At 63.1% G+C, this 14,997-nt stretch carries 12 protein-coding genes; 7 read left to right on the top strand and 5 right to left on the bottom strand.

What is annotated here, in order from left to right; all coding sequences use genetic code 11:
- Window positions 1–166 precede the first annotated feature (166 nt).
- Window positions 167–1,039, bottom strand: a complete 873-nt coding sequence (locus MEMAR_RS08415) for a helix-turn-helix transcriptional regulator (RefSeq protein ID WP_052291861.1) — start codon at window positions 1,037–1,039, stop codon at window positions 167–169.
- 137 nt (window positions 1,040–1,176) lie between these two features.
- Here MEMAR_RS08415 and MEMAR_RS08410 point away from each other — a divergent pair, with 137 nt between their 5' ends.
- The 6 genes from MEMAR_RS08410 (at window position 1,177) to MEMAR_RS08385 (ending at window position 6,630) form a co-directional block, all read left to right on the top strand.
- Window positions 1,177–2,442 carry an MBL fold metallo-hydrolase gene (locus MEMAR_RS08410; RefSeq protein ID WP_011844551.1) on the top strand — a complete coding sequence of 422 codons (1,266 nt, stop codon included), beginning with the start codon at window positions 1,177–1,179 and terminating at the stop codon, window positions 2,440–2,442.
- Window positions 2,442–2,687 carry a DUF3006 domain-containing protein gene (locus MEMAR_RS08405; RefSeq protein ID WP_011844550.1) on the top strand — a complete coding sequence of 82 codons (246 nt, stop codon included), beginning with the start codon at window positions 2,442–2,444 and terminating at the stop codon, window positions 2,685–2,687. The genes MEMAR_RS08410 and MEMAR_RS08405 overlap by 1 nt, the downstream gene beginning before the upstream one ends.
- 45 nt (window positions 2,688–2,732) lie before the next feature.
- On the top strand, window positions 2,733–3,830 hold the full coding sequence (locus MEMAR_RS08400) for a geranylgeranyl reductase family protein (RefSeq protein ID WP_011844549.1): 1,098 nt from the start codon (window positions 2,733–2,735) through the stop codon (window positions 3,828–3,830).
- Window positions 3,831–3,841: 11 nt separating this feature from the next.
- Window positions 3,842–4,522: a ribonuclease III domain-containing protein gene (locus MEMAR_RS08395; RefSeq protein WP_011844548.1), complete on the top strand. Its 681-nt coding sequence runs from the start codon at window positions 3,842–3,844 to the stop codon at window positions 4,520–4,522.
- Between the two features lie 31 nt (window positions 4,523–4,553).
- Window positions 4,554–4,862: an ATP cone domain-containing protein gene (locus tag MEMAR_RS08390; protein WP_011844547.1), complete on the top strand. Its 309-nt coding sequence runs from the start codon at window positions 4,554–4,556 to the stop codon at window positions 4,860–4,862.
- A gap of 355 nt (window positions 4,863–5,217) precedes the next feature.
- Complete coding sequence (locus MEMAR_RS08385; RefSeq protein WP_011844546.1) at window positions 5,218–6,630, top strand: MATE family efflux transporter; 1,413 nt, start codon at window positions 5,218–5,220, stop codon at window positions 6,628–6,630.
- Between the two features lie 6 nt (window positions 6,631–6,636).
- Here MEMAR_RS08385 and MEMAR_RS08380 read toward each other — a convergent pair whose 3' ends face one another.
- The 3 genes from MEMAR_RS08380 to MEMAR_RS08370 all read right to left on the bottom strand — a co-directional run bounded on the left by MEMAR_RS08380 (window position 6,637) and on the right by MEMAR_RS08370 (window position 10,860).
- Window positions 6,637–8,121, bottom strand: a complete 1,485-nt coding sequence (locus MEMAR_RS08380) for a sensor histidine kinase (RefSeq protein ID WP_187147916.1) — start codon at window positions 8,119–8,121, stop codon at window positions 6,637–6,639.
- 360 nt (window positions 8,122–8,481) lie between these two features.
- Window positions 8,482–9,930 (bottom strand): heterodisulfide reductase-related iron-sulfur binding cluster, encoded by a 1,449-nt coding sequence (locus MEMAR_RS08375; RefSeq protein WP_011844544.1) that lies wholly within the window; start codon window positions 9,928–9,930, stop codon window positions 8,482–8,484.
- Between the two features lie 288 nt (window positions 9,931–10,218).
- Entirely contained in the window at window positions 10,219–10,860 is a 642-nt protein-coding gene (locus MEMAR_RS08370; protein WP_143706369.1) for a superoxide dismutase, read from the bottom strand.
- Window positions 10,861–11,230: 370 nt separating this feature from the next.
- Here MEMAR_RS08370 and MEMAR_RS08365 point away from each other — a divergent pair, with 370 nt between their 5' ends.
- Window positions 11,231–12,775 (top strand): glycosyltransferase family 2 protein, encoded by a 1,545-nt coding sequence (locus tag MEMAR_RS08365; RefSeq protein WP_011844542.1) that lies wholly within the window; start codon window positions 11,231–11,233, stop codon window positions 12,773–12,775.
- Between the two features lie 51 nt (window positions 12,776–12,826).
- Here the strand turns inward: MEMAR_RS08365 and MEMAR_RS08360 are convergent, their stop codons facing one another.
- Complete coding sequence (locus MEMAR_RS08360) at window positions 12,827–14,869, bottom strand: acetate--CoA ligase family protein (protein ID WP_011844541.1); 2,043 nt, start codon at window positions 14,867–14,869, stop codon at window positions 12,827–12,829.
- Between the last annotated feature and the right edge of the window lie 128 nt (window positions 14,870–14,997).

Genomic DNA, 14,997 nt, shown 5'->3' with positions numbered 1-14,997 from the left:
ATGAGCAGGCCGGAGCGGTGCATTCGCCCCCTCTCCGTTCCGCTCAACGAACGCGAAGAGAAAATTGTCCGAACCCTGAACGATAGTATATCCCCCGGACCGTGGAACGGCGTTTTGCCGGGTGTCCTATCGGGCACCGGGCGATTGGGTCCTAAAAAAGAGGCTATCAGGACAGTTTCAGCGGTCTGGCGTCTGCTTTGTAGTGCTGGAAGAGTCTCTCGCCCCAGGAGACCGCCGCAGCGTCGGTGCTGATGAGATCGGTAGTGGTATCATATTTGTCGGTATCGCGCCTGTACAGACCTAACGAGAGATATCCGTCCGTTACTGTCATCCCGAGGTGGATTGGCGAAGGAGCGACGTAAATTCTGAATTTTTTGCATCTCTTCAGGGTTTCCAGTACCGTGTTGTATGGCCCGGAGACCAGTCCCCGGGCGATTTCTTCGGAGACGACGAGTTCGATCGGTGTGCTGCCTATAGCCGCTTCTTTAATTGCCTCTACATGAACCGGGCTCATAATCGATGATACGCCGTGGATCCACGATGCTTTCCTGAGTATGGATTGAAAGACCGTGTATACGGCGAAGATGTTCTCCTCAACATCCTTTACGAGCTCTATATTGTACAGGTGTTCAAGTTCATCCAGGAATTCCGGGGGTATGCCCTCGATATCGTGTTCAATCCAGAAGTTCCTGTGCTTCTGGAGCACTCCCATGAGCATAACCACCCGCTCGATCTTCGGTTCGACGAGTCTGCCCATGGGGGTGAGCGCGTAGTCTCCCTTCACCGATTCGACGTAATGCAGGCCCTCAAGGTACCGGATCTTCGGGATAAGCGCCTGCGACGAACTCCCTGTGATGTCGCGAAGGGTCGAAAGCGGTTTGCTCCCGCTGCCGAGGGCAATCATCACCTGCGTCAGCAGTCTCGACCGGAAAATTGCCTGAACGTCGTCGTGGTACTCGTTATAGATCTCAAGGGGTGATACTTCCTTCATCGTCCTTACTGATAAGGGGTGACGGTCGACGCATATCATCCTTTCCATTCCTGCGCGCTTCCACCATCCCCTGTTCCCTCCCTTCCGCCGGCGGATCGAGCACATGCCCGGAACGCCGGGTACGGTGCCGATGCCCGACCTCAGCACACTTATAGCCCTGGCGCCCTCTACTTGTGTAGAGAGCAATGTCGTCCATACCTGCACGATACCTGATCTGCATAGCACTCTGTGCATGCACCGTTGCCTGCCTCGTCACCGCAGGCTGTTCCAACCCTTCCGGGCAGCAGCCGGAGATCGGCTCCGACCTATCCGGCGATCTCGTCGTCCATTTCATCGACGTCGGGCAGGGCGATTCGATCCTGATCGAGTTCCGCGATAAGACCATGCTCATCGATGCCGGCGAACGCGGGATGGGGGAGCGCGTCATTGCATACCTCGATGAGAGGAACGTCGAGACACTCGACGTGGTCGTGGCGACCCATGCGCACTCCGATCACATCGGAGGCCTTTCCGACGTCATCTCCGCCTACCCGGTCGGCAGGTTCGTCGATGCCGCGCAGCCGCACCCGACCGCGACCTACGAGAACCTGCTCGTCCTGGTCGAAGACCTGGGGATACCCTACACCGCGGCGGAGCGCGGGCAGTCGGTCGCCCTCGATCCCGACCTCGAGATCCTGATCCTGAACCCGGGCGCAGAGCCGCTCGGCGACATAAACGAGGACTCCGTCGTCCTGATGGTGACGTATGGAGAGATCTCGTACCTCTTCACGGGCGATGCCGGGACCCCGGCAGAGGAGAGCATGGCGGAGGCCGGGCTCGACCTCGATGCCGACGTCCTGAAAGTCGGCCATCACGCGAGCCGGTACGCCTCTTCGGCGGAGTTCCTCTCCTCGGTCAGCCCCGCGATCAGCGTCATCGAGGTCGGCGAGGGGAACGACTACGGCCACCCCCATGAGGAAGCGGTCGAACGCCTCGAGGCGACCGGCTCGCGCATCTACCGGACCGACCTTGACGGAACCGTCATCGTCGCCACCGACGGAACGGCGCTCACCGTTGCCGCCGGCGGGGCACCCGCCGCCACCGTGACGGCCGGGGCAACGACCGCGGCCGCAACGGCGACCCCGACAGCGACGGCGACGCCCGCTCCCTCATCCGGCGTATACATCAGCGACCTCGGCCTCCAGGAGGAGTGGATCGCCGTCGCGAACGCGGACGAAACGGCGGTCAACCTCACCGGCTGGACGATCACCGACGAAGGGACGCGCAACACCTACACCTTCCCGGTCTACACGCTCGATCCGGGCGCCGACGTCACCGTCCACTCCGGGGCGGGCAACGATACCGCGACCGACCTCTACTGGGGCCGGGGAAGCGCGGTCTGGAACAACGACGGCGACCTCGCCACGCTTGCCGACGCGAACGGGACCGTCGTCAGCACCATGGAGCGGTGATGATGGCGGAGGATGAGTCGGCCTTCCGGGTGAGCCTCGATCGCGTCGAGGAGGGCCTTGCCGTCCTCCTCCTCCGCGAGGACGAGTCGATCCGGCTCACGCTCCCCCGCTCCCTCCTTCCGCCCGGTGCCCGGGAGGGCGATATCCTGGAGGTCGCGTTCCGCCGGGACGTCGCGGAGACGGAGGCGGCGAGGCGGCGGGTGGCGGAGAGGATCGAGCGGCTGCGGAAGCGAAGCGCGGAGTAACGTCCCACTCTTTTTTATACCCTATCCCTCCTTACGAGAGCACCGATGCAAAACCGGTGCGACGTAGTCGTCGTCGGTGCGGGCCCCGCGGGCAGCACCGCCGCGCGCTACGCGGCAAAAACGGGGCTCGACGTCCTTCTGATCGATAAGCGGAGAACGATCGGCGTCCCCGTCTGCTGCGGGGAGTTCAACGCGTCATCGGAGGTCCTCGCGAGCGTGCTCCCGAACGCCTCCGGGCTCGACGAACTCTTCCCCGTCGACCCCGGGCTGATCCGGCGGGAGATCCGGGGCGCCGTCGCCGTCTCTCCCGGCGGCCGGGAGTACGAGTTCGAGCTCCCCGGCTACACCGTCGACAGGGATGCATTCGACCGGCATCTCGCGGATGCGGCCGTTCGTGAGGGTGCCGAGCTCCTGCCGGATACGAAGTTCCTCGGCCGGGAAGGCAGCCGGGTAACGACCACCCGGGGCGAGGTCGAGGCTCGCGTCGTCGTCGCCGCGGACGGCCCGCTTTCCCGCGTATGCCGCTCGGCCGGGATGGAGCGGAGCGCCGTGCTCGCCCCCGCCATAACCTGCCGGGTCGACGGGGAGTTCGGCGACCGCCTGAAGTTCTTCTTCGGGAACCGTATCGCCCCGGGAGGCTACGCATGGGTCTTCCCGAAACGGGGGTGTGCAAACGCCGGGCTCGGCGTGCAGAAGAGAGATGTCCCGGTTCCGGTTCTCCTGAGAGCGTTCCTCGCGAGCCAGGGGTTCTCCGCCCGCGACGTCCAGGCCGGGTTCGTGCCCGTCTCCGGCCCTATCCGTGAGACCGTCCGCGAAAACGTCCTCGCCGTAGGCGACGCCGCGGGCCACGTCGTCGCGTCCAACGGAGGGGGTATTGCGCCCGCGATGATCTGCGGACGGCTTGCCGGGCTTGCGGCGGCGAATCACCTGCTCCGCGGCGAGCCCCTCGCGGCCTACGAGTGGGAGTGGCGTTCGGCGATAGGCCGTGAACTTCTCGCCGCCGCAAGGACGAAGAGGATGGCCGACCGGATTCTCGGCTCGGACTTCCTCCTCGAGCGGACGATGCGTCTCCTCGGGGGCCGCGGCATTGCAGACGTCATCATTCACGGCGGTCTCCGAAAGGCTCATGCCCCACGGGAGTGACGGGCAGTGGGATGCACCGCTCGCTTACGTGGGACCTGCCGGGAATCGAGGGGCGGCTCACAACGCTCAGGGACGACTTCGTGCGGGAGACCCCGGCGCTCTCTATGGGAGACGCCGAAAAGTTCCGGCGCTGGGTCCTGGACATCGAGACGATCTTCGCGAAGGCAGCCGTGATCTCGGGGACGGTGCAGCCGGAGGTCGAGGCGGATCTCGGCTACCCGCTCGGGGATCGCGAGCAGTTCGTCATTGCCATGTTCCGCCCGAGCACCCGCAACCTCTTCGACGAGATAGCGGAGCACGCTCAGAGCGGCTGCTGGTGCACCCTCACCGATGCGAACCTGCGGGAACTCGCGGGGCTCCACGAAGTGGCGGGGGCGCTCGCGTGGATCGGTGACGCCGCTCTAAAGATCGGTCTTCTTCCGGCAATCTGGGATCCCGATATCGCGAAAGCCGGAGTCCTGACCGGGAACCGGAAGGCATACGACCGGAACTCGAACCTCGCCCGGCTCTGCGATCGCTGGGGGCTGTATGAGCACCGGATCCACTTCGACCCCGACACCCCGCGAAGCACACGGAAGGTCGACCACGTCAAGGGGACGCTGGTCGAATCGGTCTTCGGGATTCTCTTTCTCAGGGAGGGGCTGAAAGGAGTTGCATCCGCAACGGAACTTCTCAGGCCGCCTGCCCCGTGACGGGGATAACCGGAACGGTTATGATTCCCGGGTGCCCTCCGTCTTCCTCGAGGTGATTGAACTGGTCGATGTTGTCAAGGCCGACGGCAGGAGAGAGCCGTTCGTGCGGGAGAAAGTGACCGTGAGCGCGCTGAAATCGGGAGCGCCGCCGGAGGAGGCAAGGGCGATCGGCGAAGCCGTCGAACGGATCGCCTACGACGGAATGCCTTCCGGCGAGATCCGGCGCCGGGTGCTCGAGCAGCTCCATGACCGGAACCCGGAGTGGGAGGAAAACTGGCGCATTTACGACCGCGCCGTCAAGAAACGCGGTGCGGCGGCCGTGGGGTTGCCTGCCCGCTGATTTTTTTTCTCATCAAGATCCCGCGGTGTTCATCAGCCGGGCTGTCCGGGAGCCCGGATACCCGTCGAACCGGGGGCGTACCCGCCGGAAACGAACGTTCGACAGCCCGTTTCGATCCGCCGGGTGCGAAGGTATATCTACTGATCCGCGCCCATATTTGTCTTGTATTGCTCGATGGCGCCAGGAAATTGGAGAATTGGGGCGGCTATTAATCGGCCGCTTTCTGTTCTGTCACGTTTACCCGGTGCATCCGGCAATCAAAATCCACAGATTGGCACGATGCCCAATCCGCATAATATGAGGTTCCCGTTTTCTCCGGGAGCCCGCGGCGTGGGCACGCCAGCAGGCGATATGTATGCCGACAAGTGACTCGGAAGACGATACACCCGCAAGTAGTAACCAAACAGAAGGAACAAAGATACTCCTCGCCGATCCGAAGACCGCGATCCTCCGGCTCTCCCTGCCGATGATGATCGCGATGACCCTCATGACCCTCTACAACGTCGTCGACGCGTTCTGGGTCGCGGGTCTCGGTGCAGACGCTCTTGCCGCTGTCGGGTTCGCATTCCCGCTCTTCATCATAACCATCGGGTTAGCGAGCGGCCTTGGAACCGGCGGGGAAGCGGCGCTCGCGCGGACGATCGGTGCTCGCGACAGGGCCGGTGCGAGCAGTGTTGCGATGCACACCCTTCTCCTGATGACCGTGCTCGCCGTCGCCGTCACCATCCCGCTCTACCTCTTTGCCCACGATATCTTCGTCCTCATGGGAGCGGGCGACGCCGTCGGTCTAGCCACCGAGTATGCGCGAATCCTCTTTATGGGGACGTTTGCCCTCCTCTTCGGCGAGGTCGCCTACGCGCTCATGCACGGTGAAGGAGATGCAAAGCGGACGATGTACGCCATGGCGGCGGGAGCGGTGGCGAACATCGCCCTCGACCCGATCCTGATCTACGGGCTCGATATGGGGATCGGCGGCGCAGCGTGGGCGACCATCCTCGCGGAGGTCATCGCCGCCGTCCCGATGGTCTACTGGCTCTTCGTGAAGAGAGATACCTACATCTCGCTCCGCTTCCGGGAGTTCTCCCCGGACGCTGCAGTCGCACGGAACGTCCTGGGGGTTGGTCTCCCCGCCGCAGCCGAGCAACTGGCACTCGCCCTGATGGCCCTGATCTTAAACGGCGTCATCGTCCTCATAGCGAGCACCGACGGCGTCGCCGTATACTCGGTCGGGTGGCGGGTCGTGAGCATCGGTCTGACGCCGATCCTCGCCATATCCTCGGCGGTGGTCGCGGTCACTGGCGCCACCTACGGGGCACGGGCGTACGCACGGATGGAGACCGCACTCCGGTTCGCCGCACGGCTTGGTCTCGGGATCGGTCTCGGGCTTGCCGTGGCCACGTTCGCCTTCGCCCCCCGGATTGCCGCACTCTTCACGGCGGGCGACACCGCCGGGATTGCTCCCGAGCTGACGACCTACCTCCAGGTCATGAGTCTCGTCTACCCCATGGTCGGGTTCGGGCTCTTCTCGGCGTCGTTCTTCCAGGGGACGGGGCTTGGCGCACGGTCTCTAACGATCACGGTTCTGCAGAACGTCGTCCTGTCCATCCTCTTCGCCTGGATATTTGCAGCCGGTCTCGGGCTCGGCCTCTCCGGCATCTGGTGGGGAGTTGCCGCAGGGAACGCGATCGGCGCGGCGCTCGGGTATGCCTGGGCGCGCCGGTACTCGGCAGGGCTCCAGATCAGGCAGGCCGGAGCGACGGCGGCGTGAGGGATCTCACTCCTCATACTCGCCGGCCTCGCCGTGCACCACTTCGCGCAATGTGAACTTAAACGACGCCCCGAGGTCGGGCCTGCTTTCCACCCTGTCCTCGACCCAGATCCGGCCGCCGTAGCGCTCGACAAGCATCCCGACGATGTAGAGGCCGAGCCCTTCCCCGCATCCCCGGCTCCTGCCATGCCTGAACCGGTCGAAGATCGTCTCCTTCATCTCGTCGGGGATGCCGGGGCCGGTGTCCTCCACGGTCACCACCACCGCGTGGTCCTCCTCGAGGCAGTCCTCCACGCGGATCGCGATCCCGGCGTCCGGTCCGCCGAACTTCACGGCGTTGCCGATGAGGTTCGTAAAGACCTCGGGGAGCAGGTCGTCGGCCCAGACCTCCGCCGTGGTGCCGTCAAAAGAGATGGCTGCTTCCGGGGTGCGCTCGATCCCCGCCCGGATCACGCGGCCGAGATGGACCGGTTTTACGTCGGGCGGTTCCTGGTGAATGCGCCGGATGGTCGAGACGTTCTGGAGGATGCCGCTGCTTTTGCGGATACTTCCCTTGAGTTTCCGTGCATACTGGGCGGCGTCGCCCTCCAGAATATCGAGCAGGAGGTCGCAGTAGAGGTTCGCGACGTTCTCCGCGTTCTTGATGTCGTGGGTCATGACGTCCAGGTAGAGGTTCGTCTCGCGGTGGGCCGCCTCCAGCCGCTTGTGGAGCATGCTCCGCAGAACACCCGAACCGATCTCCTGCCCGATCGCCTCGAGGAGGCGGCGCTCCTCGTCCCGGAACCCCTCGGCCTTCCTGCTCCCGAGGAAGAGCGCGCCGACCACGACCGATTCCGCAAGGATCGGGATGCAGGCGAGGGTGGAAATCCCGAGCGAGGCGAGGATCTCCTCCTCGATCGTGCCCCCTTCCCCCTGCAGATCGAGGTAACGCGGCTGTCCGGCGACAAATACAAAGTTCCAGGGCCAGTGGTGAACTTTGATGGCCCTGTTCCGGGCGAGGTAGTTCTCCGGGACGCCGCGGTGGTAGCGCGTGAGCGCTATCGTCCGCTCCGGGTTCAAGAGGTAGGTCAGCCCCAGGTCGAACCCGAGCAGATCGAGGGTCTTCGAGAGCGACGCTTCGAGCAGTTCGTCCAGCGAGAGGGACGACGCGGATACTCCCATGATCTGGTTCAGGACCAGGAGTTGTCTGTTCGAAGAGAGCAGCCCTTCGTTTGCCGGCCTCCGGTCGGTGACGTCCCGCATGCAGAGCACCCACATCCCTGCGAACGTCCCCTGCTCAATCTTTCGGCTGGAGTAGACGATCCGTCGCTCTTCCCCCCGTGAGTCCTGCACCGAGAGGTCGAGACCGGACATCTCGGTTCCGTTGTTCATCGTGGCGAGGAGTCTCCTGGCAACGTCCCTCTCCTGCAGAAGCGGCGCCAGACGTGCGTCGAGGATCCGGCGGGCGTCGAATCCGAGGATCTCCTCTTCGCGTGCACAGAGAATATCCATGGCAAATGCATTTGCCCAGAACACCTGCATCTTCCGATCGAGCACGAGAATACCTGCGCCGGGCTCGTCGAGAATCCGAAACGCCTCTTGAGATATGGTTGATATCGAATCCGCTCTATTCATACGGGTGTTCTGCCCCCTTGATGTTTTATCCTGTAAAAATTATATAAACAAATCACATCCCCGGTAATAAGTGATTTACGGTGGCAGCCCGGCAGGTGCCGGACCGCCTGCGGTCTCGGGCGGTTGCGCAAACATGGCTGCGGCCATGCCGAAGACCGCACCCGGCCGTTTGGTGCCGTGCCCCGTGCCGCTCTTCGTGACGGGGATCGCGCACCCTCCACCGGTATCCGTCTCCCCTTAAAGAATCCCTATCCGGCCGATTTCCCCCGAAAGCGAGGTCATGTGACCCTGGATGCGGATCGTCTCCCTCGGGTCGGCGCCCATTGCGAGTGCCAGGAGCTCGGTGATATGGAGCACCGGCACCCCCATGTGGTCGTAGACCAGTTCGCACCCCGGACAGTCGACGACCATCACGTCCAGGCGATGGTTCATAAAGTCCTGGCGGACGAGCCGGTTCAGCCGTGAGAGTTCCCCCGGGCGGCCTTTCCGGTGCCGGTCGAAGAGGTTCTTGACCCCGCCGCAGCAGTAGTGCTCCATCACGCTTCTCGTGATCCTCGCTCCCGTCACCGCCGCAAGATCCTGCAGTCCCGGCGGGACGGCAAGGCTGCCGTTCATCTTCCGGTAGTGGCAGCTGACATGCACCCCGACGGCGAGCCCGGTGAGCCGTGTCTCGACGAGCCGCCGCAGTTCCTCGAGATAGAGGGGATAGAGGTCGAGAACGTTTGCCACCGTAAACGCCCCCGGATCGTTCACTTCCCGGCCGATCCTCGCCAGCGCTTCGTTCACCACCTCCCTGTTGCCCTTCAGCGAGAGCATGTCGAGTGCGGCAGCATACGAGTCGCTGCAGGTCGGGCATATGCCGGTAACGGCGATCTCGCCGCCGGGTTCGAACGCGTCGCGGATGACGCTGAGGTTCCGTGCGGTGAGGAGCAGCCGGTCGGCAAAACCTGCCCCGCCCATGTAGTGCGGGGCACCCCCGCAGCAGGTCTGCATCGGGGAGGTCTCGTAACGGACGCCGAGGGCGGCAAGGATCGTCTTCTGCGAGAGGTCCGCGCCGGGGTAGTTGAAGGCGCAGCAGGAGTTGAGGTGAAAGACCCGGTCGGGACGGGCGAGCGGCCGCCTCTGCGCGGGGTGTCCGGGGGCCGAGAAGGCCGACGCGTCGACCGGATGGAGCAGCAGCCGCCTGACCTCGTCGATCGCCCTGCCGTCCACCGGATACGGGTGTCGGACGGCCTTTACGATGAACTTCCGGAAGCGGCCCCTGCCGGTGTAAAGCGGAAGAAACGCCTGGGGTGGAAGGCCCCCCCGGTCGAGGAGCATCCTTCTAAAGACCGGCTGCAGGCGTTCTGTCTCGTAGACGGCGTTGATGATCCCGCCGATGCTGACGGAGCGCGGGCAGACGGTCTCGCAGGAGTAGCACTGGACGCAGTCGGCAAGATCGAGCCCGGGGCGTCTGCCCGCCTGGAGGGCCGCGGTCACCTTTCGTGCAAGGTAGCCCGGGTCTCCGTTCGCTCCGGGATCGTTGATCCGTGCCGGGCAGTACGGCGTGCAGGAACCGCATGCGTTGCAGAGCCGGAAGTTCCGGAGCCGCGGGTCTTCTTCGTGGAGCAGGTGGCGTATGGCCCCGTCCGTGATCGCGTCCCGGATCACCTCCCGATCCGGTTCGGGGATGGCCCTACCGAGCATGGCCGATCCCTGCGAACGCCCCTGCTCTACGCATATCTGAACGGGCGGTCGTTCCTTCCCCAGGAGAGTGAGCACAGTTTAGACTATATCGTCTGCGGTATCGATCCATTCCTTCCCCCACCGATGACGTCGCCGATACCTCTTGCGATGACTACTTAATGGTTTGGATAGGAGGCCGCCGCACGGCGCTTCCGGGGTAAACGGGTGCCGACGGCTGCCGTAGTGTATCAGGAGGTGCAGCCGGTTCGCCGTTCCGGTAAGCCGCCCCGGATTGGGAAAAAATGGTGATTAGAGGTTCTCGAGTCGCTTGTTCACCGTGTCCCAGTTCACGACGTTCCAGAACGCGTCGATGAACTGGCCCCGGTTGTTCCGGTAATCGATGTAATAGGCGTGCTCCCAGGCGTCGAGCACCATCAGGATGCGGAACGATGGGTAGATGTGGTTGTTGTGCTTCTCGATCTGCATGATCATGGGACGGTCGGTCATGGTGCAGTACGCCAGTGCTGCCCATCCGGACCCCTCGACGCTCGCGGCCGCCTTCGTGAACTCGGCTTTGAACCGGTCAAAGGAACCCCACTCCCGGTCTATCAGGTCTGCAAGTGCGCCGCCCGGGGTTCCGCCGCCGCCCTTTCCGGCCGGGGCCATGGTCGGCCAGAAGAGGGTGTGCAGGACATGGCCGCCGATGTTGAACGAGAGTTCCTTTAAGAGCGCCTTCATATCCACTTCGGTGCCTTCCTGCCGCGCCTTCTCCAGTTTCTCGAGGTCGGCGTTCGCCCCGGTCACGTAAGCCTGGTGGTGCTTATCGTGGTGCAGGGAGAGTTGTTCCTTCGAGATATGGGGTTCGAGAGCGTCGGGCGCATACGGCAGCGGCGGCAGCTCGTACTTCTTCAACGATGCAGGTGCCATCTTCTGTACAGCCATAGTAATCATTCGTCAGAAGGGAAGGGATCTATTTCATTGTGTCGGTGCTCATCGATCCTGCCGGAGATGGTGCCTGCCCGTGCCTTTTCCCGTCGTGTGCGGCCGCGGTGCTCCTGTCCCGTCCCGGCCATACATCCCCGGGAGGGTCGGCACCTGCACCTCGCCGTAGTGGCAAAAGAGCGGAAAAGGCAACTCCGGGGTCTGGAGGCTGCGGTTCGGCCGGCCCCGAAACCTTTAAGTACGCCGGTATGATGGATGGTATCCGGGCCGCCTCGCGCTTTCCGTTGCACCCTGACCGAATCCGGGTTGCCGGTCTCCGGGTGCCAGTACGGCTTCGAGGCGTCTCTGCATGATATCAGCCAGACTGCGGTGGATTTTCATGACAACGGCAGCACACATTTCATTCTTTACCGCCACGCTCATGGTGCTGCTCGCGGCCGTCTTCCTCCGTGACCTGCACCTCATACTGACCGGAGCCGGGTGGAGCCTGTTTGCGAGGATTCTCTCGCTCTTTCTCGTCGCCGTCACGGCATTCGGGGTGATCCAGTTCGTGAGCTATGCCGATCACCTCCTCCGGTCGATCTATGCCTACCGTCCCACGGCACCGCAGGGGTCGGGTGCCCCGACCTCTCCCGTCGCGGTCTTCATCCCGGTCTACAACGAGGAGCCGGACGTGGTCGAATTCTGTGTCCGGGCGTGCGCGGCTATCGCCTACCCCGACCTCCGTATCTTCCTCCTCGACGACTCCACGGATACGCGGAAACGCACGGCGATGCAGGGGATATGCAGGAGGTACGGTCTCCGTTATCTCCACCGCGACCACAGGCGCGGGTTCAAGGCGGGAGCGATCAATCACGCCCTCTCGCATCTCGGCGGCGATACGCCGTACCTCCTGGTCATCGACGCCGACCAGAGAGTGAAACCGGAGATCCTTGCTGATCTCGTCCCCATCCTCGAGGCCGACCCGGCCGTATCCTTCATCCAGACCCCGCAGTTCTTCCGTTCGGAGCCCCACGACCCGATAAGCGTCACATTCTCCTACCAGCAGCACATCTACAACAAGCACGTCTGCAGGGGGCTCTCCGTCAACAATACCGCCATGCTGACGGGTTCGAACTGCATCTTCCGGGTGAGCCATCTCGCCGCCATCGGAGGGATGGACGAGGCGTGCATCGCCGAAGACATCGCCACTTCGTTTACGTTCCACCTCAAGGGCCGGCGGGGGGTCTTTCTCGATGCCGTGTATGCGGAGGGCGTCGGGCCGCCGAACCTCGCCGCATACTTCACGCAGCAACTCCGCTGGGCATACGGGAACACCCAGCTTCTCGGGACGATTCTCCGGCAGCTCGTGGCGCAGCCCCGGAGCATGACCGCGACGCACTGGCTTGAGTTCCTCGTCACGGTCTCGATCTACCTGCTCGGAGGGGTGAACGTGGTGCTCTTCCTCCTTCCCGTCGCCACGCTGATCTTCGGTATTCCGATCCTCCCCGTATGGGTTCCCCCGACGTTCGCCGTGGTGCTCGTCGTGGTGATCGCGATCCAGGTCATCGTCAGCGTTCGTGAGCGGCAGTACTCCCTGTACGACCTCGCGTTCTCGCAGGCGATCTTCAATACGCTCGCCTTCGTATACGCCCGGGCAATCTGGTACGCCGTCTCCGGAAGGCACCTGCCGTTCGTCGTGACGCCGAAGGTTGCGCCTGGCCCCTCTTCCCGTTCCCGTGTCCGGATAGCCCCGGTTCTCCTCGTGATCGCGGCCGTCCTGGTGTCGATGGCCGTCGGCATCATGCGGACGGTCTCCCTGGGTTCGGATGCCGGCACGGCGATCCCGCTCTTCTGGGCCTGCTACACGCTCGCCGTCCTCTCGTCGTTTCTGGTGGTCTGGCAAAGAGACGGCAGGCTTGTGGCGGGAGGCGGTATCGACTGAGCGTTCCGGCATTCCGGAACCGACAAAAAAGAACAGTTTCGGGAGATATCCTTACCGGAACCTCTGCCAGAGGATTCTCCCCATCACCCGGAAGGTGAAGTCGAGTTCGTCGAAGAGCGGGATGCCGTTCTCCTTGAGAACCTTGCGGCCCCGGTCCATGGATCCCCCGCCAAGAAGCGTCGAGACGATCATGTTCTCGGTCTTCTCCGAGAACCGGATGATCTGGTTTGCGAGCTGCTCTGAGCCGATGACGAGGTTCGGGAACCCGACGACGAACGCGATGTCCCAGCAGTCCTGGTGCTTGGCGAGCACGCTGAACGTCTGTTCGAACCGCTTTTCGTTGGCGTCGCCGAGGAGGTCGATCGGGTTGTTTTTGTTCCAGAAGTCGGGGAGGAGGTCGTTCAACTCCTTGAGGACCTTCGGCGGGAGGTTGATCAGGTCGATCCCGTAGCGTTCTGCGTAGTCGGAGGAGAGGACGGCGAACCCGCCGGCGTTCGTGATCACGACCGCTCGCTTGCCGCGGGGGTAGCCCTTCGGGAGCGAGAGCATCTCCGCGACCTGGAACGTGCCGGTCAGGGTGTGGACGGGGATAACGCCGGACTCGCGGAAGGCTTCCATGTAGACGTCGTAGGATCCGGAGAGCGAACCCGTGTGGGACGAGGCCGCTGCCTGGCCTTTCGCGGAGGAACCGGACTTGATCGCCACGACGGGCTTGGTCTTCGAGACCTCGCTGACCACTTTCATGAAGGTCTTGCCGTCCTGGATCTCCTCGATGTAGAGGATGATGCCTTTGGTCTTCGGGTCACGCTCCACGAACCTGAGGAAGTCGATGAAGTTGAGGTCGGCCTGGTTGCCGACCGAGATGACGGCGGAGAACCCGATGTCCTGCCGGATGCTCCAGTCAACCACTGTGTTGACGATGGCGCCGCTCTGGGAGATGAAGGCGATGTTGCCGGGTTTCGGGGATTCGTGAACGTAGGTGGTGTCGATGCCCTTCGGGGGGACGATCAGCCCGAGGCAGTTCGGGCCGACGATCCGCGTGCCGTAGCCTTTTGCGATCTCGAGAACCCGGTCTTCCAGGGCCTTTCCTCCCTCGCCCATCTCCTTGAATCCGGCTGTGATGATGACCACCATGGAGACTCCCTTCTGCCCGCACTCCTCGATCACGCTCGGGACGTGTTTTGCCGGGACGGTGATGACCGCCATGTCGACGGGGTTCGGGATATCGAGGATGGAGGGATACGCTTTGAGACCCTGGACCTCCGGGCGCTTGTTGTTCACCGGGTAGAGCTGCCCCGGGAAGTGGAGGAGGTTGTGCATCACGGCGTAGCCCATCTTCTTTGGTTCGGACGAGGCGCCGATGACCGCGATCGACCGGGGGGTGAAGTACTCGATCGGGACGAACGGCCGCTCCTTAGCCGTCTTCTCGACGGCTTCGTCATCGATGAAGATCCGGGCGTCGACGATGCAGGCTCCGGACTCGTAGAGCCTGACCGGGTTGATATCGAACTCCACGACGTTGGTGTTCTCGGCGAAGAAGCGGTTGATCGCCCACATGACCTGAACGAGGGTCTCCTCGTCCCGGGGCTTTGACCCCCGATAGCCCTGGATCATCGGGTAGCCGTGGATCTCCCTGACCATCACCCGGATCTCCTCTTCGGAGACGGGCAGGATCCGCAGGGTGACGTCCTTCATCAGCTCGACGAGGGTGCCCCCCATACCGAAGGTGAGCACCTTCCCAAACGCCGGGTCGGTCTTCCCGCCGATGATCAGTTCAAGTCCCGGCGCCGCCTGCTGCTCGACGATGACGCCCTTGATCTCGGCTTCGGGGTTGTAGGCCTTCGCGTTTGCGACGATCTTGTTGAACGCCTCTTCTGCAGCCTGCTTTGAGGATATACTGACGATAACGCCCCCCGCATCGCTTTTGTGGACGATCTGGGGCGAGTGGATCTTCATGACGACCGGAAAACCGATCTTATCTGCCATCTTGCCTGCTTCTGCAACAGTCTTGACGATCGCATGTTCGGGCACCGGTACGCCGTACTGTTTCAGGAGATCGTACGATTCGAACTCGCTCAGCATTCTTTTTGCCATGGTTGTCTCCTCACCTCTTGAGTATCTTTACTCGAACATCACTATGATCTTGCAGTTCGTGTTCCCTGACAGATGAACCGTCTCCCGGAAAACTAAACCAATAGGTCGGTATGAACCTTACAGCGTGG

Source organism: Methanoculleus marisnigri JR1, assembly GCF_000015825.1.
In the GTDB taxonomy this organism is placed as follows: domain Archaea; phylum Halobacteriota; class Methanomicrobia; order Methanomicrobiales; family Methanoculleaceae; genus Methanoculleus; species Methanoculleus marisnigri.
The sequence above is the reverse complement of the archived record's forward strand: the minus strand, read 5'-3'. Positions and strand labels throughout refer to the sequence as shown.